18 protein-coding genes and 2 riboswitches are annotated in these 24,152 nt (G+C 60.2%); of the genes, 2 read left to right on the forward strand and 16 right to left on the reverse strand.

The window, feature by feature from the left end; translation table 11 throughout:
• Positions 1-33 precede the first annotated feature (33 nt).
• Together GTO89_RS15165 and GTO89_RS15170 are read right to left on the reverse strand one after the other, a co-directional pair.
• Positions 34-486, reverse strand: a complete 453-nt coding sequence (locus GTO89_RS15165) for an RrF2 family transcriptional regulator (protein ID WP_161262941.1) — start codon at positions 484-486, stop codon at positions 34-36.
• A gap of 167 nt (positions 487-653) precedes the next feature.
• A complete protein-coding gene (locus GTO89_RS15170) occupies positions 654-2,219 on the reverse strand; it encodes a deoxyribodipyrimidine photo-lyase (protein WP_235920511.1) in 1,566 nt (521 codons plus the stop codon).
• Positions 2,220-2,496: 277 nt separating this feature from the next.
• Here GTO89_RS15170 and ald point away from each other — a divergent pair, with 277 nt between their 5' ends.
• Positions 2,497-3,630 carry an alanine dehydrogenase gene (ald, locus tag GTO89_RS15175; RefSeq protein ID WP_161262942.1) on the forward strand — a complete coding sequence of 378 codons (1,134 nt, stop codon included), beginning with the start codon at positions 2,497-2,499 and terminating at the stop codon, positions 3,628-3,630.
• 89 nt (positions 3,631-3,719) lie between these two features.
• Here the strand turns inward: ald and GTO89_RS15180 are convergent, their stop codons facing one another.
• From GTO89_RS15180 to GTO89_RS15220, 9 genes are all read right to left on the reverse strand, one after another.
• Entirely contained in the window at positions 3,720-4,469 is a 750-nt protein-coding gene (locus GTO89_RS15180; RefSeq protein WP_161262943.1) for an ECF transporter S component, read from the reverse strand.
• Positions 4,450-6,357, reverse strand: a complete 1,908-nt coding sequence (locus tag GTO89_RS15185) for an ABC transporter ATP-binding protein (protein WP_161262944.1) — start codon at positions 6,355-6,357, stop codon at positions 4,450-4,452. The genes GTO89_RS15180 and GTO89_RS15185 overlap by 20 nt, the downstream gene beginning before the upstream one ends.
• Complete coding sequence (locus GTO89_RS15190; protein WP_161262945.1) at positions 6,330-7,268, reverse strand: energy-coupling factor transporter transmembrane component T; 939 nt, start codon at positions 7,266-7,268, stop codon at positions 6,330-6,332. The genes GTO89_RS15185 and GTO89_RS15190 overlap by 28 nt, the downstream gene beginning before the upstream one ends.
• On the reverse strand, positions 7,265-8,482 hold the full coding sequence (locus GTO89_RS15195; protein WP_161262946.1) for a prenyltransferase/squalene oxidase repeat-containing protein: 1,218 nt from the start codon (positions 8,480-8,482) through the stop codon (positions 7,265-7,267). Before GTO89_RS15195 ends, GTO89_RS15190 begins: the two co-directional genes overlap by 4 nt.
• The gene (locus tag GTO89_RS15200; protein ID WP_161262947.1) at positions 8,479-9,216 is read right to left on the reverse strand and encodes a DUF4430 domain-containing protein; all 738 of its coding nucleotides are present in this window, start codon (positions 9,214-9,216) and stop codon (positions 8,479-8,481) included. Before GTO89_RS15200 ends, GTO89_RS15195 begins: the two co-directional genes overlap by 4 nt.
• A gap of 38 nt (positions 9,217-9,254) precedes the next feature.
• The gene (locus tag GTO89_RS15205; protein ID WP_161262948.1) at positions 9,255-12,815 is read right to left on the reverse strand and encodes an S-layer homology domain-containing protein; all 3,561 of its coding nucleotides are present in this window, start codon (positions 12,813-12,815) and stop codon (positions 9,255-9,257) included.
• Between the two features lie 56 nt (positions 12,816-12,871).
• A complete protein-coding gene (locus tag GTO89_RS15210) occupies positions 12,872-13,588 on the reverse strand; it encodes an adenosylcobinamide amidohydrolase (RefSeq protein WP_161262949.1) in 717 nt (238 codons plus the stop codon).
• A complete protein-coding gene (locus tag GTO89_RS15215) occupies positions 13,579-14,646 on the reverse strand; it encodes a uroporphyrinogen decarboxylase/cobalamine-independent methonine synthase family protein (protein ID WP_161262950.1) in 1,068 nt (355 codons plus the stop codon). Before GTO89_RS15215 ends, GTO89_RS15210 begins: the two co-directional genes overlap by 10 nt.
• A gap of 161 nt (positions 14,647-14,807) precedes the next feature.
• Positions 14,808-14,996, reverse strand: a riboswitch (cobalamin riboswitch).
• A 169-nt stretch (positions 14,997-15,165) separates the two neighbouring features.
• Positions 15,166-15,351: riboswitch (cobalamin riboswitch) on the reverse strand.
• A gap of 79 nt (positions 15,352-15,430) precedes the next feature.
• On the reverse strand, positions 15,431-16,957 hold the full coding sequence (locus GTO89_RS15220) for a putative DNA modification/repair radical SAM protein (protein ID WP_235920512.1): 1,527 nt from the start codon (positions 16,955-16,957) through the stop codon (positions 15,431-15,433).
• 308 nt (positions 16,958-17,265) lie between these two features.
• Here GTO89_RS15220 and GTO89_RS15225 point away from each other — a divergent pair, with 308 nt between their 5' ends.
• Complete coding sequence (locus GTO89_RS15225; protein WP_161262951.1) at positions 17,266-18,036, forward strand: sporulation protein; 771 nt, start codon at positions 17,266-17,268, stop codon at positions 18,034-18,036.
• A 72-nt stretch (positions 18,037-18,108) separates the two neighbouring features.
• Here GTO89_RS15225 and GTO89_RS17900 read toward each other — a convergent pair whose 3' ends face one another.
• From GTO89_RS17900 to aspS, 5 genes are all read right to left on the reverse strand, one after another.
• Complete coding sequence (locus GTO89_RS17900; protein WP_161262952.1) at positions 18,109-20,583, reverse strand: two-component system response regulator; 2,475 nt, start codon at positions 20,581-20,583, stop codon at positions 18,109-18,111.
• A gap of 255 nt (positions 20,584-20,838) precedes the next feature.
• Positions 20,839-21,168, reverse strand: coding sequence for a thioredoxin (trxA, locus tag GTO89_RS15235; RefSeq protein WP_161262953.1), 330 nt, complete (start codon positions 21,166-21,168; stop codon positions 20,839-20,841).
• Positions 21,169-21,199: 31 nt separating this feature from the next.
• Positions 21,200-21,514 (reverse strand): metal-sensitive transcriptional regulator, encoded by a 315-nt coding sequence (locus GTO89_RS15240; protein WP_161262954.1) that lies wholly within the window; start codon positions 21,512-21,514, stop codon positions 21,200-21,202.
• A gap of 9 nt (positions 21,515-21,523) precedes the next feature.
• Positions 21,524-22,309, reverse strand: a complete 786-nt coding sequence (locus GTO89_RS15245; RefSeq protein ID WP_328793929.1) for a tRNA threonylcarbamoyladenosine dehydratase — start codon at positions 22,307-22,309, stop codon at positions 21,524-21,526.
• Entirely contained in the window at positions 22,306-24,123 is a 1,818-nt protein-coding gene (aspS, locus tag GTO89_RS15250; RefSeq protein WP_161262955.1) for an aspartate--tRNA ligase, read from the reverse strand. The genes GTO89_RS15245 and aspS overlap by 4 nt, the downstream gene beginning before the upstream one ends.
• Between the last annotated feature and the right edge of the window lie 29 nt (positions 24,124-24,152).

A 24,152-nucleotide genomic window follows, 5' to 3' on the forward strand; every position in this document is an offset into this window, starting at 1 on the left:
GGCTCTCTCTCCTCCGAATTTCAAGTGGCGGCGCTAGATGTGGTACATGAAGGCGCCTTCATTATATTTCAGTTTTTCCGCTTCCTTGCACATATCGGCCAGGGTGATCGAATCAATGACCTGTTCGATCGAGTCGCGCACCTTGGCCCAGACTCGTTTGGAGATGCACTGGTTGGCCCGGGTGCAGCGCTCGGGCATATCGTCGTTGACACAGTCGACAGGGGCCACGGGTCCTTCGAGCACGCGGATGATGTCGCCGACAGTGATGCCTGCCGGTTCCCTGGCGAGGACATAGCCCCCTTGGGCGCCGCGGATGCTGTTGACGAGACCCGCCTTGCGCAAGCCGGCGATGATCTGTTCGAGGTAATGCTCGGAAATGTCCTGTCGCTCGGCGACGAGCTTCAAGGAGACGGGCCCCTGGCCGTACTGCAGGGCCAGTTCGAACATCGCCCGCACCCCATATTGTCCCTTAGTCGAGAGTTTCATGGCATCACCTCTTGGTATCTCACTGTTTTGCTCTGATTTGTTTTCTGGAAAAACCTGCGGTTTCTTTGGTTGTCATTCTTCGTCGCTGAAAGCAAGGAATCCCCTGCATATCCTAGTAATTTAATAGGATTTCTTGGAGCATAGTTTACCACGGCACTCGGGATTTGTCAAACCCCGGTTTTCATGGTTTTTTCGCTCTCGGCGACCAAATTTTCCACGCGTCGCACATAGGCGTCCACATCGAATTTGCGACGCAGCCCGGCGGCGTTCATGTAGCGCACCTTGCCGAAGATGGCCCGCTCTCCCCAGGGCCGGTCATGCTTGCCGAAGCACCAGGCGATGCCGGTGTAGCCGTTGGGATCGCGCCCGTCAAGGGCGTAGGTGTCATTTAGTTCGACGGCGATCTGAAAAGCGGTTTCTGGCTCGGCCGTCCACTCCAGGATCTTTTTGCCCCAGTACATGCGCATATAGCCGTGCATCTTGCCGCGCAGCAGTAACTCCTTTTGGGCGGCGTTCCAGAAGCGGTCATGGGTGCGCGCCTCGGCCAATTCCGCCTTTGTATAGTTGAATTCTCTGCCATCGGCCTGGTGGGTATGCAGTGTCGCCTGCGCCCAGGCGGGCAGGGAATCCAGACGGTCATACCCAGGGTTGTAGTAGGCGAAGTTCATGGCCAGTTCGCGGCGGACGATCAGTTCTTCCAGAAAGGCGGCTAGACCGGGAGCGACCTCGGCTGCCGCGGCCGGAGGCGCTTCCGTTTCCCGCAAAAGGGCTTCCTTGTTCGCTCCGCCGCCGGCCTGGCAAACGGCGCGGGCTTTTAGGGCCACCTCCAGCGGCGAGAGCTGCCCAAAATGCAAATAGGGGCTCAATTCGGACAGGCCGTCAAGGGACGGGTCGTTTTTGTCTTCATGGTAACGGGAGAGCTTGAGGCGCAGGAAGTTGTCGAGGCGGCGGCGGGCCTCCCTAGAACCACCGCGAAAACCGGCGGCGGGAGGGATAGACAAATCGACAGAAAGCGCGACAAGGATCGACGCGAGGGGGTCGTCACAGCCTTCGATCGCGTACGCCTGTTCACCGGCACAGCCTTTCTCGCCTGCTTGGCGATCTAATGGTTCTTTTGTTTCGTCAGAAAAAACGGCGTCGCCGGGAAGGTCGCCCTGGAGCAACGCCGCCCCATCCCGGACCGGATAGGCGACATCCCGCTCCTGCAAAGGAACCAGGTAGGCGTCGAGGAGTCGTCTGATCTTTGGCCGGAAGGTGGCGGCGGCATACTCCTCTTTCGGCGACGCCGTCTCCACAGGGACGATGACATCGCTTTCCACCTGGATAAAGGGACAGTCGATGCGAGAGGCGACGGCCTCCCGCCACTGGCGCTGGTAGCGCAGGTAGCCCCGGTCGGTGACGACAAGGGCGGCATGGCGAGCGATGGCGACAACCCCTTCGACAGGCGGGATGCGCCGGACGATCAGGGCGATGCCCCGGCGGCGCAAGGTCTCCCGGACATCACAGAGCCCCTCCAATAAAAACCGGTAATGACGAGCGTTGGCGCCGGGCACGCCTCCCGTCAGTCCGAAAAAGACAAGCACAGGCAGGCCCTGTTTATTGGCCTCCCCAATGGCGTACTCTAATGCATGGTTGGTTTCGGCCCGCTGGCTGGCCTGCATCCAGTAGAGGACATAGCGCCCCGGATGAGGAGGCGCCTCTGTAAGCGCTTGGATTCGTTCGCTATGAATCAACGAAAGGCCTCCTATGTAGCGTATTAATGACATCGAGCCTGGGACAGGGCTGCCGATTTTTTGTACTGTCGAACCGGCTTTATACCCTTAGACTTACCCTGGACTATCATCATAAATTATCATCTTCATCGACAATCTGGCAAATGTTCCGGTTACGGATTTCTTGATCGTCTTTTTCCTAACAATAAGTTATTTGAAAATACTTTCGCAAGTTTGCCCGGCGAATTTTGTGGTAATATGGTCGCAATAGGAAATTCTATTGAGGAGGCTGTCGTCCATGATCGTTGGCGTTCCGAAGGAGATCAAAAACAACGAGAATCGCGTCGGTATCACCCCTGCCGGTGTGGAAACCCTGGTGAAGGCCGGACACAAGGTCATTATCGAACACGCAGCGGGCATGGGCTCCGGCATCAGCGATGACCAGTACGTGTCCGCCGGCGCTGTGATGGAGGCGACGGCGGCCGAGGTGTGGAAACAGGCAGACATGGTCATGAAGGTCAAGGAACCCCTTCCACAGGAGTACCCTCTCTTTAAGGAAGGCCTGATTCTCTTCACCTACCTGCACCTGGCGCCAGAGCCGGAGTTGACAGCAGCCCTCCAGGAGAAAAAAGTCGTCTCCATCGCTTATGAAACGATCCAATCGGTCGACGGCTCCCTGCCGCTGCTGGCCCCCATGTCCGAGGTGGCCGGACGGATGGCCGTCCAGATCGGCGCTCAGTTCCTCGAAAAGCCCCATGGCGGCAAGGGCATCCTGCTCGGTGGCGTCCCCGGCGTGCTGCCGGCGAAGGTCACCATCATCGGCGGCGGCGTCGTCGGCGCCAATGCGGCCAAGATCGCTGTCGGCATGGGCGCTGACGTGACCATCCTCGACAAGAGCGTCGCCCGCATGAGCTACCTGGACGATGTCTTCGGCACCCGCTTAAAGACCCTCATGTCCAACAGCTATAACATCAAAGAAGCGGTCGCTGAAGCCGATCTGGTCATCGGCGCCGTCCTCGTCACCGGCGCGAAGGCGCCCAAGCTGGTCACTGAGGACATGGTCAAACTGATGAAGCCCGGTTCGGTCATCGTCGACGTGGCCATCGACCAGGGCGGCTGTGTGGAAACGATCGACCGGGTCACCACCCACGCCAATCCCACCTACGAAAAATACGGCGTCGTCCACTACGCCGTCGCCAACATGCCCGGCGCTGTCGCCCGCACCTCCACCTTCGCCCTCACCAACGCCACCCTCCCCTACGCCCTCAAGCTGGCCAACAAGGGCTGGAAATCCGCCGTCCAGAGCGACATCGCCCTGGCCCGCGGCGTCAACGTCCTCAACGGGAAGATCACCTTCCAGGCTGTCGCCGAGGCGATGGGCAAGGAGTTTACGCCGTTGGACGCTCTCGTGTCGCTTCCCTTCTCTCTCTAAGCGCTTCCGCCGCATTCGGCGAAAAGGGGCCTTTCCGTTTTTTCGGAAAGGCCCCTTTTTCGTCTCCTGTTCTATCTCTATCACAACATTTAAACGACCCCCTTTTCCTGGGGCATGCTGTTTTGAATCACCACCACCCGCAGTTTGTTTCGAAAGCGCTGCAGGATCGTGGTGAATCGCTTGCCGAAGAGGGCGTAAAAGAGACAATTGCCGATGGCATGAACTGTGTCAAAGGAAACGCTCGCCAGGTAGGTGAGCAGGAAGGTCTGGACCGTGTGGGGGTAGACGAAGGCGCTCCAATGCCAGAGGTTCATGATCCAGCCGTAGAGATAACCCCAGGCAAAAAGGAAGGCGATCATCCACGGCCGTCCGAGGTTGGGAAAAAAGCGGGCCAGCAGCCCTGCCGACACACCGGCCATGCCCCAACTGAACATCTGCCAGGGCGTCCAGGGTCCCTGACCGAGAAAAAAGTTCGACACCAGGGCGGCTGTCGCGCCGACCATGAAACCGGCCCGCGGACCGAAGACCGTTCCCGAGAGGATGGTCAAAAAGGTGATCGGCTGGATGCCCATCAATGCCGAAAAGGGAACCCGCCCCACCGCCGCCAGCGCGCCCAAAACGGCGATCATGGACAGTTCACGGGAACAGATCTCTTTGCGTTCAAAGGCCCAAAAGAGCAGCAACAGCGCTAAAAAGATCATCTCCAGGGCCAGCAATCCCCACCCTTGCCGCCCGATGATATTTTTTCCGATCAGGCTGGCAAAGAGGGAACCGGCGGCCACCATGAGGATGACGGGGACTTGCAGTTTCGTTCGCCATTCATGCCAAGCGGGCCACATGGGCGCTCGACTCCCTTCCTTCGGCCTTGCGTGCCGGCGCTGCCCCCGGTGATGGTTGGGATGGCGCTGCGTTCGCCGCGAGCGACCTTAGCCCGCGCCGGTCGCGGTATGCCGCCCATGCCGCTTCCGGTGTCAACAGATCGGGCGCCACATGGCGGAACAAGCGGCCGATCTGGGTGGAGTAAAAGAGGGAATCGCGCAGCACCGGCAATATGGCGTCGTCTCTCACCACCCGACCGCCCTCCAGCCGCAGCGCCCGTGCCGCATAGCGCGCGACGAACTCCACGTCATGGGTGACCAGGATCACACAGGCGCCCGCATCGGCCCTGCGGCGCAACAAAGCGCCCAACTCCTCTTTGAGTCGCACGTCCATCCCACGGGTCGGCTCATCGAGCAAGAGGAGCGCCGGTTCGGTGGCCAGGACGGCGGCGATAGCGACCCGCTGACGCTCCCCACCGCTCAGATCGCGAGGATGGACGCTCCGGTAGGCCTCGAGATGAAGCTCTTGCAGGAGACCTTCTACCGTCCCATCGTCAGGGAGTCCGAAATTGCGCCGTCCGAAGGCCACTTCCGCCTCCACCGTATCCTGAAGCAGGTAGTCGTTGGGGTTCTGGGCCAGGTATCCGATCCGCCCGCCGGAGACAGGATGACCGGTCTTCGCCCGCTTCATGATGGAGCCGGTCAGGTCCGCCTGATTCATACCGCTCCCCTGCATTTCCGTAAAAAGGGAACGCCGGCCCCGCCCCGGTTTGATCAACCCGGCGATGAGCCGCAAAAGGGTCGATTTTCCGGCGCCATTCGGTCCCAAGAGCGCCACAAAATCACCTGGCGACGCGTTCAGGGTGACATCCTGCAAGGCCTCCCACCCGTTGGCATAGTTGAACCAGATCCGCTCCAAAGAAACCATTGCGCCCTGCCTAGGCGATGCCTTCAGCTGGTTAGCTTTCCCTGAACGGCTATCGTCAGCAGTGTCTGCAGACGGTGCTGACACCGCTGACGCCGAGATGGGCGCCGCCTCTGTGATGTTGCCGGAAGTTGTGGGCAGGTGATCCTGCGCCCCTTGCTGGGGAAGCAGCACGCGCAGCGCTTTCCGCCCTGCTTTGACAGTGATCGGCACCGGCGATAGGCCCATCCCGGCAAAAAAGCGCGCCACCGGCGGCGCAACCGGCAGGGAGCGCTCTGCCCCCCACTGGGCCATCTCGCCCGGCGAACCGTCAAAGGCGACAGCGCCCCCTTCCATATAGAGAACGCGGTCAGCCAGGTGAAAGCACCGTTCCAGCCGCTGCTCCACCAGGATGATCGTCATCGCCAGATCTTCGTTCAGGCGTTTTAGGAAACTGAGGATCTCTTCAGCCGCCGCCGGATCCAGTTGGGATGTCGGTTCATCGAGGATCAGGACGCGGGGCTGCATGGCCAGCACAGAGGCGATGGCCACCTTCTGTTGCTGTCCGCCCGACAAGGTCCAGATCTCCCGGCCCTTTACGGAAGCGAGTTGAAAAAAGGTCATCACTTCAGCGATCCGCGCCGCCATCTCTTCCGGAGGAAGACCGAGGTTTTCAAGGCCGAACGCGATTTCGGCTTCCGCCTCTGTCATGACGAGTTGTTTCTCCGGATCTTGAAAGACAATGCCCACCTCGCGGGCCAATTCCTGACGGGGCAGATCGATCAGTTGACGCCCCCGGTAGCGCAGTTCGCCGCCGAACCGGCCGCCGTAAAAACGGGGAACGAGGCCGGCGAGGGCGCGCACCAGCGTCGATTTTCCCGATCCCGACTCGCCAGCCACCAAGATAAACTCCCCCTCTTCGATGGCCAAGCCATCGATGCGCAGGGTGGGCTCTTTCTGTTCCGGATAGAGGTAGGTCAGATGGTCGATCGAATAAAGGTCCACTTGCGCCACCCCCAATTCATGATGACCGGGATCAACAGGCCTGCCAGAATACCGCTTACAGACAAAAGGGTCACCCCGTCGGCGCGCAGGGGATCGAGGACCGGATAATAGACATAGAGCAGTTCCCCTTCGGCGACACCCGCCACGGCGGCGAGAAGGGCGAACAGGGCGCCGCTCACGCAAAGGCTGTCGCGCCGCCGCCAAGGCTTTCGCCGGTGGGTGGAACGAGGTCCCACACCGAAGGCGCGCGCCTCCATGGCTTCCGCCGTCTCCATGGCGTCTTCCAAGGACGACAGGAGCAGCGCCTCCACCAGCCCGGCATACTTGACCATCCGTTCTCGGAGGCTCCCCTCGTCAAAGCGGACGCCGCGCAGTTCCTGGATCTCGCGGATCCCTTTGAGACGCCGGCGCATCGTCGGAAACAGCCGTGTGGCCAGGGAGATGACCAGGGCCGATCGAAAGGCCAAACCCGAAAAGAGGCGCAGCAGGTCGTCCGGTTGGACGATGGCGCTATAAATGAAAAAAAGGCTGAACACATTCAGCAGTTTCAAGGCCATGGCGGCGCCGTAAGCGACGGCCTCGACGGTGATGAACAGCGGCCCGAGCAGGGGAACCGCCGGTCCGGTCCACAGGACGGTCTCCCCTGCCCGCACCATGAGCGGGTTGATGATCAGGATCATGGCGCACATGGGCAAGGCCATGCCCATGGTCTCGTTCCACTGGTCCCACCGGCCGGCGGCAGCGATGGCGACCGCCTGAACGGCGAAGACGCCGATGAGAAAAAGCGGGTGGTCGATGAACATCAAGAGAAAGAGGAGCGCCGCAATGTAGCTCATCGCCGCTGCCGGGTGCAGGCTCGCCAGAAAAGAGGCGCTTCCCTTCCAAAGCTCATTTGACGAATCGTCGCTCATGGGGCCGCCCCCAGCAGGGTTGCCGGCGAAACGGCTTGTTGGCTCGCTGGATTCACCGTCTTTACCGGTGTTGGAGCCACAGTGACGAAAAAAGGCTTGCCATCGCACACCGCCCGCAAGGCCAGGATGGCCTGGAAGGTGGCCATCTCATCAGCATTGCCGCCGGAGACATGGGTGAAAGCGCCGTCTTGGCGCTGGAAGCGCAACAAGGCGTCGATGGGGCCACCGCCGCTTTGATGCCAGGCCGCTGAAGCGGGATCGTGACCCAATGCCGACAGGGCGTTGATGACCATGGCGATGCTTTCGGGGTTCTCGGCTCCCCAGGAAGCGAACCCGCCGCTCGGCTCTTGCGTCGATTGCAAATAGGCGACGGCTCTCTGAACGGCGGGACGATCAGCCGTCTCGCCGAGGGCCGCTAAGGCCATCAAGGCCATGCCCGTCGAATCGACATCCGCCATGGTCCGGTTCTGGCTGTCCCAATGAAAGGAACCGTCGGCGTGTTGCTGATCTTGGAGCCACTGGCGCGCTTTTTCCTTCGACTCGGCCGGCCATTCTGCTCCGGCGGCGGTCAACGACAGGATCGCCCAGATGTGGGCGTTGACCAGTCGCTCACCGCCGTCAAAGCGGTTATCGGCGAACTTGCCGGAAGGCGATTGCATCGCCAGCAGTTCCTGGACAATGTTTCGCCCTTCATAATCGGCAGGATTCTTTCCACCGGCTCGAAGCAGAAATATCAATGTAGCTGTATCGCTGGCGTCGCCGGTCTCGGCAGCCTGGGTCGACTGGGTGGAGACCGTCCGGTTATAGCCGGCTGTTCGCACATCGCGACCGGCTGCGCTCAGCGCCACATAGGCCCAGGAGGACAAGGCGCCTTCCTGGCGTTCCTTCGCGATCAGGTTTTCGCAGGCGCGGCTTACAGCGCCGGCTGCATTGGCACGGCTCACTGCATCAACTGCATTGGCCCGGCTCGCAGCGGCTGCATCGACGGATCTCAAAGCGCCGGCTCCATTAATGCCGCTCACTGCGCCGGCTGCTTTGGCGCCGCTCGCTTCCGCTGTCGTCTGGGGAGCAGCGATCGCCGGCTGGATGCCCCATAACAGTGTCGATAAGACCATCGTCAGAACCGTCATCCAGACATAGGCCTGGTTTTTCACCGGAGTCATACCTGGAGCCCTTCGCGGCCAACCGGCAGCCGCCGACGCTTGTCTGTTCATGGCGTTCCTCCTTGCCGTTGTTGCGCCAGCGCCTCCCAATCGGGGCTGGGCGCGTCCATCTCGTTGCTGTACCACCAGAGGACTCGATCCTCCTTTTGCACCGTCTTTTCATTGGCGCCCACCATGGGCGTCTCATCGTTCACTTTGTACATCCAGCCGCGCATGCCCCGGTTGGCCTGGCCGTTGATGCTGGTGACAAAGCTCCCGTAGGCCGGGCTCATGCCGTAGCGCAGCCCTGTGGCGTCGAGAGCGCCCAGCGCGTTGCCGCCCCACCGGTTATCGGCGGCGATGACGACGCTCGCCGGTCCGAAAAGCAGTTCCCCCTTTTGGCCGACGACAGCAACCATCACTGAGAGGCCTTTGGGGACCTCTCCGGTCGTCGAGGCCGCTTTCCCTGTCCCGGCCTCTTTGTCGCCATCCCTCGCAGCCGGAACCTCCGGTGACTTGCCTGCGTTCGTGACCGGTGGGGAGGCGAAATTGACCGTCTCCCCTGCCCCGGCGGAAGGAACGCCGCTCTGCGTTCCTTCCCCTTTCGACGGCGATGGCGCTGATTGCCCGTTCTCTTGCCGGTCAACGGCGTTGGTTGGGTTTGCGGCAAAACCCGTGTTGACTGGGGACGGCGGCGCTTGCGCGTTTTCCGGGACGCCGCTTTTGCCTGAGAGGGTGACCGCTCCGAAGAGCAGCGCCACGAGCAGCAGCAAAAATCCCCAGTGCCACCCGATTCGTTTCGCCATAGCCTTCATCTCCACTCCTCTGGAATCGATGGTCTCTTTCAGTTGCTCTTCGCCGCAGGCGTCTGCTTCATCAGCTTATCGACGAGCGCCGCCGCCTCCGCCCGGTTGGCTTTCGCTTGCGGTTGGAAGCTGCCGTCTGCGTAGCCGCGCAGCAGCCCCAGCCGCACCGCTTGCGCCACCCAAGGGCGCGCCCAGGGAGAGAGGGATTCCTGATCGATGAAGGAGATCGCTGCCGACTCTTCCGTCTGCCAGTGCAAGGCCTTGCCGACCATGACGGCCATCTCTTCTCGGGTGACGGGATCGACAGGACGAAAGGCGCCGTCAGGGTCACCCTTGACGATGCCGGCCTGGACAGCGGCGGCCACCGGCGGGGCGTACCAGTCATCGGGCTGGACGTCGCGGAAATTCGCCTGACCCGTTGCGGGCAGTTGCCGGCAACGGACGAGCAGAGCGGCGAACTCCGCCCGGGTCACCGTCCGCTGCGGTTCAAATCGATCGGGCGCTACACCGCGGAGAATGTCGGCGTCTGACAAGCGCCGGATGCTTTCGGCGGCCCATTCGAATCCCGCCAGATCGACAAAAACGGCTTGGACCTTGTTGGCTGCCGCCGGAACGGTTTCGACGGATTTTTTCACCATCAGGGCATAGTCGGAAAAATGGGGAAGTTGCGCCAGGAAGACGCCTTTTGTCCCGTCGAAGACGGCGGGCAACCTCATCCAGGCTTTTGTTTTCTCCTCGAACACCGCCAGGGCCAGGTCCTCCGGTTTCACCGCCGGCGGCAGAGCCACGCGCCAGGCGACGGTGACCGGTTTGGCGAAGGTCGTGCCGTCAGGACCAAACCGATAAGTGGGAGAAAGGAAGGCGAATCCTGAAGGCGCTTGTTGAGCCGACGGATCCGTTGACGAAGGGGCTGCAATTTCTTGGATGGTCAGTTTGGTGTCCCCGCTCAACGCGTTGGCGGGCACGGCCAGGGCGATTTCTCCCTTGGCGTCGGCGAGTACGGCGCCCTGATCGGCCTTCACTTCCTGCTGCAAGGCCACTCGATTCTCGGTCAGTTCCCGCTGCTGCTGTTGATAGGCCTGATCCGAGAGGGGCCGGTATTCGCCAACCACCTGCAGAAGGGCCAATTGGGGACCAGCGGCGGCCAACGGCGTTGCTTGCGCCATCGGAGCGTCTTTTTTCAGGTTTTCCAATGCCTCTATTGCCTTGTTCGTCACCTGCAAGGCTTTCGGAAGGCGGCTGTTTTGTTCGTTGACACCGGCAGGGACGGCGCCGCCTGTTTGGCCCCCTCCCAGGTTCTTGCCGCTGACCACATCCGACCAGGTCGGACCAGTGTTGTTCATGTCGACGCTGTACCACCAGATGACCTTGTCTCCCCCTTTTATCGCCTTGTCTTTGGCGGCCATCATGGGGGTGACGTTGTTCACCTTGAACATCCAGCCGGACAATCCCTGGTTGGACTGGCCGGCGATGGCTGTGACAAAGCCGCTCCGTTCCGTGTAACTGACACTGGCGCCTTCCAGTGTCCCGAGGGCGGTCATTCCCCAACGCCCATCACGGCGAACAGTAACCGTGGCAGGTCCGAAGAGTTTCTCGCCCGCCGGACCGATCACGGCCACATTCACTTCGGCTGAGTCGCCCTGCGGATCTGTCGGACCGCCTGTTCCGCCGCCGGTTCCACCGCCGTTCAGTTGCGCTCCCAAGGCCAGGTACGCCGCTAAGGCTTCTGTCGCGCCAAAGACATTCCGGCTGCCGCCAAAACTGCCGTCATCATTGAGAGCCTTCGTCAACATCCAGTCGACGGGGCTGTGCTGGTTGCTGTCTTTCAAGTCGGCGGGATTGAGGGCCATCTTTTTCATGGTGATGACGAGCTCTGCCGTATCGACGACCGGATCGTCATAGGGGCCGCCGAAACCGCCGCCATCGACCTGTTGTTTGCTCTTCAAATAGGCCAGCCCGTCGGCGATGGCCTGTTGGACATCGGTGTCGTTATCGACGGCAGGCAAACTTTTCAGCGACCGGATCGCCTGGGCGGTGGCCATGAAATCGGGGTAGAAGACGCTGCCGAAGCTCTCCCCCCAGGCGCCTTTGTCGACGCCGTTCTGCTGTTGCTTGCCCAGCAGATAGGCGCGGGCATCATCCTTGATCGTCCCGTTTTTACCGGCTTCCCCTAAGGCGAGATAGGCCCAGCCATCGCTGTAGATGCTGTTGGAAAAGCCCTGCTGCGGACTGTGGCGCGCCAGCAGCATATCGGCCAGTCTGTTGGCGCGATCACCTTCCTTGAGCGCTTCCATGGCCAGGAGGGAAAGGGCCAACGGTTTGACCGGCGGCTCTTTCGCCCATCCGGTATCGACTCGGGCGTATTGGTCGAAAGTCAGCCCCAACCGTTTCAAGGCGATCAGCGTTTCGGCGGTGGTGGTGCTGCTGTCGCCGGAAACGGGGATGGCAGCGGTGTCCTTGCGCTGTATCGACTTCAGATAGGTTTCAATGTCGGCGACGGCGGCATCGACATCTCTCCCGTGCGTGAAGCCGGAGAGGGCCGATAGGACTTGAGCCGTCAACTCCGGCTCTTCCGGGCTGTAACTGCCGTAAGCGACGCCGGCCGGCGTTCCCCAGTCATCGCTGTGGGCGGTGCGATACATATTGAGATAGGCAAGCGCCTTGACGGGATCGATATCCCCCAGTTGGTTGCCTTGGCCGAGGGCGCTGAGCACAGCCACATCATCATAAATGGAAGCGCCGAAGTAGACGCTGTCGCCGACGGTCTGCTGTTGGCCGCGAATGGCGTTCCCCAACAGGTCGATTTTTTCATGACCCGGTTGGAGGAGAGATAGGGCTGTCAGGTGTTTGGCCAACTCGGTGGCGCTACGGCCGGCGGGGTTCTCGGCGGCATAGACGGCGTCACTAACCGCCTGATCGCGCAGCGTCTTTCCGTCGCGCAGCCAGGGGGATTGGGCCAGGTCTGCGCCAGCAAGGGTCAGGGAAGCGACGAAGCGAGCGTCAAAAGTGGCGAACCCGCCGTTGGAATAGGTCTCCCTGCTCTGGGCATAGCGGTCGCGCAGGAAGCCACCCCCCTTGGCAAGGGCCTGTACGACCCGTTCCTTCAGTGCCCCCGCTGGCAGGTCGTCCTTGATCCGGGCCAGGGCTTCAATGTTGACTTTTGTGCCGTATTCGTTCGCGTAGGGGCCGAAGCTGCCGTCGGCGTTTTGGTTGGCCAACAGGTATGTAATCAGGTTGTTCGAACTTCCGACTTCATGGCCGATGGTTAATGCGTCGGCCTCGGCGAGCAGTTGTCCTTTCACCGATATAGAGTAGGGCGGTGTCCACTTGGCGGCGCTTAAATCCTCTTTGGCCGCGATCAGGGTGGCTGCCGTATACCCGTCGATGCTTTCACCGTTCTGCCCTTTGCCGTGGATGAAATCAACAGCCTTAGCGGCCAGTTCACCGGCCTTGACAGCCGGATCGTCCGCAGCGGCTTGGGCTGCTACGAAGGGAAAGCAACAACTCCATAAAAGCAGCAATGCCAGGATCAGCGCGACTGATTTGCGGCTGCTCCGATGGATGCGATACAAGGGGCGCAACAGGATCAATCCTCTCATTCATTTTGATTCTTCTCACCGATGACAGTTCCCTTTCTGGGCTTCACTCGTCACGTTCAGGCGCGAGATGTTGCCTGCAAATAGGCTCGGACGGCCTGGGAAAGGGCGGCGCTGATGGCGGCGGCGAGCAGCGTCCCGATGCGTGTCGTCGGTCCGGCGTACTCTTGCGGCGCGCCGCCGGTCCGGGAAGCCACCACGACGGCGTCGGTGCCCGTGCCGGTGGCCCAAGCGCCTGTCTGGGGACAACGGATGCCCAATTCTCGCAGTGTCCGGCTTTTCGCTTCTGTGAGCGTCTGCACGGCGTTGATCAATGCCCCGTCGGTGAGGCTTTGATCGAGAAAGGCCATCAAATTGATCGTCCCAGGCATGGGCAACCCTTCCCAGCAGGGGGTGATACCGGTGGCGCAGGCATTGCTCACACCCGCCGTTACCACCACGGCGATATTCGTATCGCCACAACGGCGCTGGACCCAGGCCGCCTGGGATACCCAGGCGGCGGTCATCAACGCTGTCGTCTCTTCGATCGGACAATCGGGAAAGTTGTCCCGTAAAAAAGCGATCAGTTCGCGCCGGGGCTGACGCTCGTCATAGTCTTTGTGAACCTGGCGGTTGACAAAAAATCGCTTTTCGCCGATTCCCCCGCCGAGGATTCCGGAACTGGCGCAGCGCCAGGGGGCGTCGGCGGTCACGAGAATGCAGTCCCCTTCGAGGCGACCGTTCAATCCCGGGAGCAGAGGCTGCCAGCAGCCCGGCGCTGGCGCCGTCAATACCAACCCCAGAGCGTCGACACCTCCCGGAGCCGCCCATACACAGCCTCGGCTTCCGCCTCGGAAAGACGGGCCATCCCACAGGCCGGCGTGAGCGCCGTTTGCCGGTAGAGCAGCGCTTCGGGAACACCGAGACGGGTCAATTCACTCATCTGTTCGTGAAGCCGCTTTGTCAGAGAGAGGGCCGTTTCTTGGGAAAAAGCGCCCGTGACAGGCACGATGCCCCAGGCCAGCCAGCCGCCCCGTTCGAGAAAGGCGATCAGTTCGGGGATAGAACGGTTGATTGTGTCCATGGAGCGATAGGCGTCAAATCCGATGATGTCGGCGCCGCTGGCAAAGAGAAGCGCCCCGTCGGCAGGCCCGCAGACATGAACACCGGCAAGCCCGCCCATTCGCTGGATGGCCGTGATGATCTGCTGCAACCCTTTCTGCAGGTCATCATCATTGACCGTTTCCTGTTCACAGTCGTCAAAGCCGAGCATGGCCGGTTCGTCGATCATCAACAGCACGGGATGGCCCGTACGGCGCAGGTCCTTCACCTGCCAGGCGGCGTTCATGGCGCAGTTCTTGCAGAGCACATCCCAGAGGAGGCGTTCATGAAGGATGGCGCGCCCGTTGCCATCGACGATATTCAGTGCGAGGGTGAGCGGTCCGAGGACTTCCCCTTTGAGGGCGACCATGTCCGCCCACCGGTTACGTTCATCGGTGAGGACGTCCTTGAATGCGAGATAGCTGTCCAGATCGATATGAAAAGGGGAATCTTCATGGAGGTGAATCCAGCAGGCGGCCTCGTTCTCATAGGCTTCGTAAAAAGCGGCCAAAGCGTCTCGAAAGCTATTTGCGCCCATATCGATCACCGGATAGCCCTTCATATTTCCGGTGATCAGTCCGACCCGCTCCAATGGAGATAATGCGGCCGCCATAAGACTGTCGCCGTTCCGGGGCGAACGCAGTTGAGGCCAATGGGGCATCTCGGGGCAGTACTCGCGGATAACGGCCATGGCGCTTTCCAGATCTCCGTGGGGCAGACTTCCGATCCCGGTCGTGACGCCAGGGTATAACATGCTGCGCCCTCCTTTTTCTGCTCATGCAGCGGGTAAAGTCCATAGAAAAAACAGCCATGCAAAAACCCCCAGCCAATCAACTGGGGGTAGAAGGAGGCAGAACACCAAGCGCCCTACCGGCGCTTTTTGCCTGCTTCACCTCCCTATCCTCCGTAGGTGCGATCGGTGATTTTGAACAGGCAGGTCTCCTGGCTCGGGGTCATCTGGGGCTCTGTCTTCCCGGCGGCTATTGCCAGTGACATCGATGAGCCGCATCACACCCTTACAGTGGCGGGACCGCGCCGGCTTCACACCGGACTTCCCTTTTCACGCCTGCCGAATGGCAGGCGACCTGTTCGTGCGATTCCATTGTCATTCCGTTCCTATGAACGGGAAACCGATACCATGCGTGATCGGCCCTTAGAACAGAAAAAACCTCAGCCTTTCGGCTAAGGTTATGGTTCACTCGGGCCGTGACGCATCCCCTGAGAGCAATGCATGAACGGCAAAGCAGACCACCTCCCTATCCGCGTAGGTACATTGGCAGTATCAGAACAGGCAGGTCTCCTGGCTCAAGATCATGGGCCGCTCCGCGTCTTCCCGGCTCAAGCCAGTGACATCACACGGGGGCCTCCCTCTCACAGTGGCGGGACCGCGCCGGTTTTACACCGGCTTCCCTTTTCACACCTGTCACTCAGACAGGTGACCTGTTCCCAGACATATTCGGTTCATTCGTTAGTATCTTCGCGGCGAAGGGGACAATTCCTCCATAGCCGCTCAATTTTTCGCTTGCCACCAAGCGCCTTTATAAATCTCCTGTGACGACAGACCAACGGTCATCGACAGGCGCCGGCAAGAACAGCGCCGGATGGACAAGACTCGCCGGAGTCGACCTGCCCATGGTACCCGGCAAAGCCGCCGGCGCCGTTATCAAAGGAGGCAATGCCGCTTTATCCGGCTCGGCAGAAACGGAGCGAACGGGCGGAATCTGAGTTGCCTGCCGCTGTTCGGGAAGCATGAGCGTCGCCGGGGCCTCAACGGGCGGAACGGTTGGCAATACGAAGGCCGCCCCCGTCTCTTCGCCAAACAGTGTCAACTGCTCTCCGCCAGCCATGCCCTTCACCGCCCCCCGCACCGGCATGATCAATCGCTGCCGGAGACTGGCCGCGTCAGGTCCGATCTCGCCGTAATAGCGGCCCTTGCAGGTGATGAAGTAGCGCGCCCGCTTCATGACGACGCCCATGCGCCCCATGTGCTCGAAGTGGATCGGCCCCACCCGCCGCGCGGCAAGAATGCGTTTGGCCGACTTGACGCCGATGCCCGGCACGCGCAGGAGGGTGCGGTAGTCGGCGCGGTTGACTTCGACGGGGAAAAAGCCGAGGTGACGCAGCGCCCAGCCGGTTTTTGGGTCCAACTCCAAGTCCAGGTTCGGGTTATCGGCGTCGACGATCTCGTCGGCCTGAAAGTCGTAAAAGCGCAGCAACCAGTCGGCTTGGTAGAGCCGGTGTTCCCGCAAGAGCGGTGGCGCCGGCAGGGCCGGCAGGCGCGGGTCGCCGCTGACAGGCACATAAGCCGAGTAGTAGACGCGCTTCAGTCGGAACTTGCGATAGAGGCCCTCGGCGAGGGTGAAGATCTGCCGATCCGATTCCGGCGTCGCCCCGATGATCAGTTGGGTGCTCTGACCGGCCGGGACGAAGGCGGGTGTCCGCCGAAAGGTCCGTCGCTCCTCCTGATTTTGGGTGATGGCGCCGGTGATCTGCCCCATCGGTCTGAGGATGTTTTCCTTCTTCTTCTGAGGGGCGAGGCGGCGCAATCCCTCGCTTGAGGGCAGTTCGATGTTGACGCTCATCCGATCGACGAGTGAACCGGCCTCGGCGATCAGGCGGCTGTCGGCGCCGGGGATGGCTTTCAAATGGATATAGCCATTGAAGCGGTATTCGTTGCGCAGCTTGCGAACGGTCCGCACCAGTTGTTCCATTGTATGGTCGGGCCCCTTCTCGATGGCGGAACTGAGAAAGAGCCCCTCAATGTAGTTGCGGCGGTAAAAGTTGATCGTCAGATCGGCCAGTTCATCCGGTGTAAAGGAAGCCCGGGGGACGTCGTTGGAGACGCGATTGACGCAAAAAGAACAGTCATAGCAACAGACATTGGAAAAGAGCACCTTGAGCAGGGAGATGCAGCGACCGTCGTCCGACCAGCTATGGCAGATGCCCGAGGAAGCGGTGCTGCCGATCGTCCCCGCCTTCCGCCCGCGGTTGCTGCCGCTGGATGAACAGGAGACATCATATTTGGCCGCCGTCGATAAGATCTTCAGTTTTTCGCTCAAGTTCATCGTCATCATCGCCTGTCATGAAAAGTAATCCCATGATGTTGCCGTTCTTTCGATCTCTATTGGCACAAGTGTTCCAATCGATTTCATTTTAACATATCGGATGGGCGTCTCACAAGCAACCCATTTCATCGGAAGGTGGTCCTTTTTTTCCCCGCCATTCCAGGCATTGCTTCTGGCGACGGTTTTGATTACACTTGATTGGGGACATCGTTGGGAATTCCGCTGTTTTCCCGCTGTCTCTCCATCTTCTCCTTCATCAATAGGCCTTATGGGAAGGCTGAATCCACAAGGAACGAGGAGGACGGTAAATGAGTTTCTTCAAAAAGGCGCTGGCCAGCATCGGGATCGGCAGCGCCAAGGTCGATGCTGTGTTTCATACCTTAGAGGCGACGGCAGGTTCCGAGGTGAGCGGCGTCATCCAGATCAGGGGCGGCAGTGTGGCCCAACATATTGACAAAATCAGCCTGATGGTGATGACGGAATACGAAAAGGAATTGGAGGACCGCAAGGTAACGGAATACGCCCAGGTGCAAAAAGAGCAGATCCGCCTTTCTCTGGATCTGCAGCCCGGCGAGGAACGGGAGATCCCTTTTTCTTTCTGCCTCTCCCCCTACACCCCTGTCTCGATCGGTCAAACCCCGGTCTGGGTTCAGACCGAGTTGGAAGTGGACATGGCGATCGATCCCTCTGACAGGGATCACCTGCAGGTGCGTCCCCACCTGAACATGGCCGCCGTCATGGATGCCGTCGAACAGTTGGGTTTCCGTATGTACAAGGTCAAAAACGAAGCATCCTATGCGGGGCCCGGCATCCCCTTCATTCAGAACTTTGAGTACAAGCCGACAAGCCATTTCCAGCGCCGCCTCGACGAACTGGAGGTGGCCTATCTCCCTCATCCGGGCGGAATCGACTTGCTGCTGGAAATCGACCGCAAAGCCAGAACCTTTGCGGGGTACTTAGAAGAAGCGGCAGATATGGATGAAAGCCGGGTGCGCCTGTCCTTGAGCCAGCAGGAGATCGATCAGGGCACTCGCTATATTGCCGAACGGCTGAAGGAAGTCATCGACGATTTTTCGTAAATAAAAGAGCCCCTGTTGCCTCGCTTGTGCAGGCACGGGGGCTCTGTATTATTGACGACAACGATATCATCATCAAGGACTGTCGACAGCATTTCCAGAAAAGCTTACGCCCTGTAGCTTTTCGATCTCCTCCGCGCCTAGGGGTTCGCTGAAGTAGTGTCCCTGCAACTCATCGCAACCGGCCGCCCGCAGATAGTCGTATTGTTCTTGCGTCCCGACGCCGTCGACGGCGACGCGCAAGGACAGGCTGTGGGCGAGGGCGATCATGGCTTTGACGCTTGCACGGGCATCGTGACTGACAGCCAAATCGACGATCAGGGGCGCGGCGATCTTGACCGTGTCAACGGGCAGCTTTTGCAGGAGGGTGATGCGGCTGTTGTGCTTTCCGAACTGATCCATCGTCAAAGCCACACCGAGCGCTTTCAGTTTGCCAAGCACCAGGGGAGCCACATCGGCAAAATGAAGGATATTTTCTTCGCTGATCTCCAATTCCAACCAATCCGGTGAGAGCCCGCTCGCCTGCAAGGCCCTTTTCACCGTCGGAATCAGGTTGGGGTGTTGCAACTGGCGGGCTGACAGGTTGACGGCCACCTTCACCGGCGGCAATCCAGCATCCTGCCAAGCCTTGTTCCGGCTGCAGGCCTCTTCCAGGGACCAGAGGCCGATGGGCACGATCAACCCCGTATCCTCGGCGAGCCGCAAGAACTCCATCGGCGAGACGAGACCCAAATCGGGGTGCTGCCAGCGGATCAGCGCTTCCAGGGCGCATCGTTTCCTTGTCGCCGCTTCCACCTTCGGTTGGTAGTACAATAAAAACTCGCGATTCTCCAAAGCTCGGCGCAGGCGGGTCTCCATGGCGAGCCGCTCGAAGGCCCAGGCGTTCAATTCCGGCGTGTAGAGTTGATAGTGGTTGCGCCCCTGTTCCTTGGCCCGGTACATGGCCGCGTCGGCGTTGTGCATCAGTGTCTCCGCCTCTTCCCCATCGGAGGGGTAGACGGCGATGCCGATGCTGGTGGTCGTGCAGAAGGGCGGTATGCCTTCGAACGTCCAGGGATGGCGGAAGGAACAGAGGATCTTCTGGGCCACCTTGGCGGCGTCTTCCACCGTGCTGATCTGCGGGAGCAAGATGGTGAACTCATCGCCGCCGAGGCGCGCCACCGTATCGCTGTCACGGACGGCGCTCCGCAAACGTCCCGCCACACCCTGCAGCAACAGGTCGCCCAAGGCGTGGCCGTAGGTGTCGTTGATCTGTTTAAACCGGTCCAGATCAAGAAAGAGGACGGCCAGCATGTGATGGTTCCGGTTTGCCTGGGCCAGCGCCTGGGACAGGCGATCGATAAAGAGCAGCCGGTTGGGCAGATCGGTCAAGGCGTCATGGTATGCCTGGTGCTTGATCCGTTCCTGGTTGCGCCGGTCTTCTGTCATGTCGCTGAAGACAGCGGCATACTGGGTGGTCCGGCCGTGGCTGTCTTTGATGGCGCTGACGGTCAACCAGGCGGCGTAGAGTTCACCGCTCTTGCGCCGGTTCCAGATCTCCCCCTGCCACTGGCCGCTTTCCTGCATCGAACACCACATCTTCCGATAAAACTGCCCGTCATGGCGGCCTGATTTCAAAAGGCGCGGGTTATTGCCGATGCTCTCTGATTCGGTATATCCTGTCGAACGGCAGAAGGCCGGGTTTACCGACTGGATGATCCCCTTGGCGTCAGTGATCATGATGCCTTCTGTCGTATTCTCAATCACCTTGGCGGCCAGGAGCAGCTTTTCCTCCACTTCTTTTCGCTCGCTGATGTCACGGAAGGCGGCCACAGCGCCGATGATCCGATCATTGACGCGCAGCGGCGTCGACACAAGTGAAACGGGAAAGAGGGCGCCGTCTTTGCGGGTAAAGTATTCTTCATCGCTGCGGTACGTTTTACCGTCGTCGATCGTTTTTAATACGGGGCAATCGGATTCGGGGAGGAGTGCGCCCTCATAACGGCGGTTGTGGATGATGGGGTGGACGTTCCTGCCGAGCAATTCCGCCATAGACCAGCCAAGGAGTCGCTCCGCTTCGGGATTTATAAGGGTCAATCGTCCCTCAGCGTCGAGGACGATCAGCCCTTCTCCGAGGGCGGAAGCGACGGCGCTGAGTTGGGTTTCCCGCGCCGACAGGTTCTTCTCGGTCTGGCGGGCCAGCAAGAGGCGGCGCACCCGTTGCCGGAGCACGGCCCAATGGAGCGGCTTGGTGATATAGTCGGTTGCGCCTGACGCAAAGGCCTTTTCCACCGACGCGTCGTCCTCCAGGCCGGTGATCATCAGCACGGGAACGCGCCGGTTCCGGGGGAGCTTTTGCAAGGCGGCGCAAACGGCAAACCCATCCATCCCCGGCATGAGGACATCCATCAATACAATATCCGGTTCCGCTTTTTCGTACGTTTCCAGGGCCGCCGCGCCATCCTCGGCTTCGATAACGGCGTAGCCGTCTTTTTCCAAGGCGCGCCGCACCAAGAGTCGCATGGCGCGATCATCATCGGCGACCAGGATGAGGGGTTTTTTCAAAGCCAACTCTTTCATCCTGTGTTCCTTTCCGTCACATCCGTCAGGACATTTGCGCCCTCATTATTCATATTATCGAGCCCTGCGCAACCAGTGTCAAGCCGGTGAGGAAGCTCTGAAAAGGACGGATGGCATCACAAAAAGCAAAAGCCGGGAATCCTCTTCCCGGCGTACATCTCTGTGAATTGCTTTTTCTTGTCATTTATGGCGACACTTCGGTTGTCGCGATTGCGTCGCTGGTATTACATCACTGGTATTGCTTCATTAGATGTGCTTGTTCAGCAACTTGACCAGTTCATCCTTTGACTTGAAGCCGATGGCCTTGTCAACGACCTGACCGCCTTTGAAGACCAGCAGCGTCGGAATCGACATGATCCCGTATTCGGCGGCGATAGCGCGGTTTTCATCGACGTTCACCTTGCCGACGACGGCCTGACCGGCGACGGTGTCAGCGACTTCATCGATGATGGGGGCGATCATCTTGCAGGGTCCGCACCAGGCAGCCCAAAAGTCGACAAGAACCGGTTTTTCGGCCTTCAAGACCTCAGTGGGGAAATTGCCGTCCGTCAGGGCGACCACGTTTGCGCTAGCCATGGGTCTACCATCTCCTTCAGACTATTTTCACTTACTTGGTGAATTTGGTCAGGACGTCGACGAGTTCCTCCAACGCTTTTTCCTGTTCTCCCGTGAGCGGCACGTTGGAAAGGCACCGGCGGGTGTGATTCATGATGATCAGTGTGCCAACCCGGTTGATAGCCGCCCGGGCGGCTGCGACTTGGACCAATAGGTCGAGGCAGGCTTTATCGTCGGCGATCATTTTTTGAATGCCCTTGACCTGGCCTTCAATTTTTTTCAACCGCCGGATGAGCGCCTCTTTCGATTGAGCGCATTCCAGAACCGCCACCCCCAATGGATACCCATACCCCGTATCCACTTTCATTATAAGAGGTTATTCGGCCGGTGTCAACAACCCCGCCGTGTCCAGCAGATCGCGAACGACAACGGAAGCCAAGATCAGACCGGATACAGAAGGCACAAAAGAGATGCTGCCGGGGATCTGGCGCTTCTGCTTACATGATGCGCCATAGGGTCCCTCCGGATGCGGGCAGATGCAGTTTTCGGCGCATCCGGCCTCGCCCTTGAGTGGACGAGGCGGTTCCGTGGAGTAGACCACCTTCAGGCCATCGATGCCCCGTTTGCGCAGTTCTTTGCGCATCACCTTGGCCAGGGGATCGATCGATGTCTCGTAGATGTCAGCCACTTGGAAGCGAGTCGGATCGAGCTTGTTGCCGGCGCCGAGGGCGCTGATCACAGGCACGCCGGCCGCTTTCGCCTTTTCGATGATCGTCAGTTTTCCCTTAACCGTGTCGATGGCGTCTACGACATAGTCGAGATCGGCGGTGATGATCTCCTCCCCCGCCTCGACGCCGTAAAAACGCCGGTGACAGGTCACTTTCGCCCGGGGATTGATGTCCCTGACCCGTTCGGCCATGACCTCCACCTTGGGCCGGCCGACAGTGGAGTGGAGGGCGTGCAGTTGCCGGTTCACGTTGGTCAGGCAGATCTCATCATGATCCACCAGCACCAGGTGGCCGACGCCGCTGCGCGCCAGCGCCTCGACAGTGAAGGAACCGACGCCGCCGACGCCGAAGACGGCCACGGCGGCGCCGGCAAGGTGTTCGATCCCCATGTCGCCGATGATCAGTTCTGTTCGGGCAAAGGCGTGTTGTTTCACTTCTTGGCCGCCGGCTCCGCTTTCGGCGCTTTGACAGGCAGGTCCAGCTTGATGTGGAGGTCTTTCAACTGCCGGGGGGTGACGACGCTGGGGGCGTCGACCATGATGTCAGAGGCGGACTGGGTTTTGGGGAAGGCGATGACGTCGCGGATGGTGTCGCGGCCGGTCATCAGCATGATCATCCGGTCGAGACCGAAGGCGATGCCGCCATGGGGCGGTGTGCCGTAATCGAAAGCGTCAAGGAGGAAGCCGAACTTCTCATAAGCTTCTTCCGGGGTCATGCCGAGAGTGGCGAACATCTTTTCCTGGATGTCGCGGCGGTAGATGCGCAGGGAGCCCCCGCCCAGTTCGACGCCGTTGAGGACCATGTCATAGGCCTTGGCCCGCACCTTGCCGGGGTCTTGGTCGAGCAGGTGCAGGTCTTCGTCTTTCGGCGAGGTGAAGGGGTGGTGAATGGCGTTGTAGCGCTTCTCTTCCGGATCATATTCAACGAGAGGGAAATCGACGACCCAGGCGAACTCCAGTTTTTCCGGGTCGATCAGGTTCAAGCGGCGAGCCAGTTCCTGGCGCAGGAAGCCAAGGGCGGCGGCCACAACAGAAGGCTTGTCGGCCACAAAGAGCAACAGGTCGCCTTTTTCGGCGCCCAGTTCTTCGAGAACGGCCTTGAATTGTTCATCGGTGAAGAACTTAGCGATGGGCGATTTGGGGCCTTCCTCGGTCATCTGGATGTAAGCGAGACCTTTGGCGCCGTAGACGGCGACGCCTTTCGTCAGTTCGTCGATCTCTTTGCGGGAGAAGTGGGCGCAGCCTTTGGCATTGATGGCTTTCACTTCGCCGCCGCCCTTGACGACGCTGGCGAAGACCTTGAACTCCACATCTTTGACCGTTTCGGTCAAGTCGACCAGTTCGAGGCCGAAGCGCAGGTCCGGCTTGTCCGAACCGTAGCGGCCCATCGCTTCGGCATAGGGGATGCGGCGGAAGGGAATGGGGATTTCTTTGCCGAGGGCTTCCTTGAAGATATGGGCCACCATCTCTTCCATCAGAGAAAGCAGGTCATCCATCTGGGTGAAGGACATCTCAATGTCGAGTTGGGTGAATTCAGGCTGGCGATCGGCCCGCAGGTCCTCGTCGCGGAAACAACGGACGATCTGGAAGTAGCGCTCCATGCCGGCCACCATGAGAATCTGCTTGTAGAGTTGGGGCGACTGGGGCAGGACAAAGAACTCGCCGGGATGGACGCGGCTCGGCACCATGAACTCGCGAGCGCCTTCCGGCGTCGACTTGGTCAGCATGGGTGTCTCAATCTCCAAAAAGCCGTTGCGATCGAGGAAGTCGCGCATGGCTTTGGCCGTCTTGTGGCGGATGACCAGGTTGCGCTGCATTTCCGGGCGGCGCAGGTCCAGGTAACGGTACTTCAGGCGCACCGTCTCATCGACTTCCACATCGTCTTCGATATAAAAGGGCGGCGTCTTGGCGCCGTTTAAGACCCACAGTTGGCGGGCGTACACCTCGATCTGGCCGCTCGGGAGGTTGTCGTTGATCGTGCCGTCAGGGCGAGGGCGCACGTCGCCGGTGACGGCGAGGACATACTCGTTGCGAACGCCTTCCGCTTTCTCGAAGGCTTCTTTCCCCACTTCCGGGCTGAAGACGACCTGGACGAGGCCGGAACGGTCCCGCAGGTCCACGAAGATGAGTCCGCCGTGGTCGCGGCGGCGCTGGACCCAGCCCATGAGGGTCACTGTCTGGCCGGCGTGATCAATGCGCAGTTCTCCGCCGCGGTGAGACCGTTGTAAGCCCGTAAACATATCGCTCATAATCTGGTGAATCGTCCTTTCTTCTATGT

The organism is Heliomicrobium gestii (assembly GCF_009877435.1).
GTDB lineage: Bacteria > Bacillota > Desulfitobacteriia > Heliobacteriales > Heliobacteriaceae > Heliomicrobium > Heliomicrobium gestii.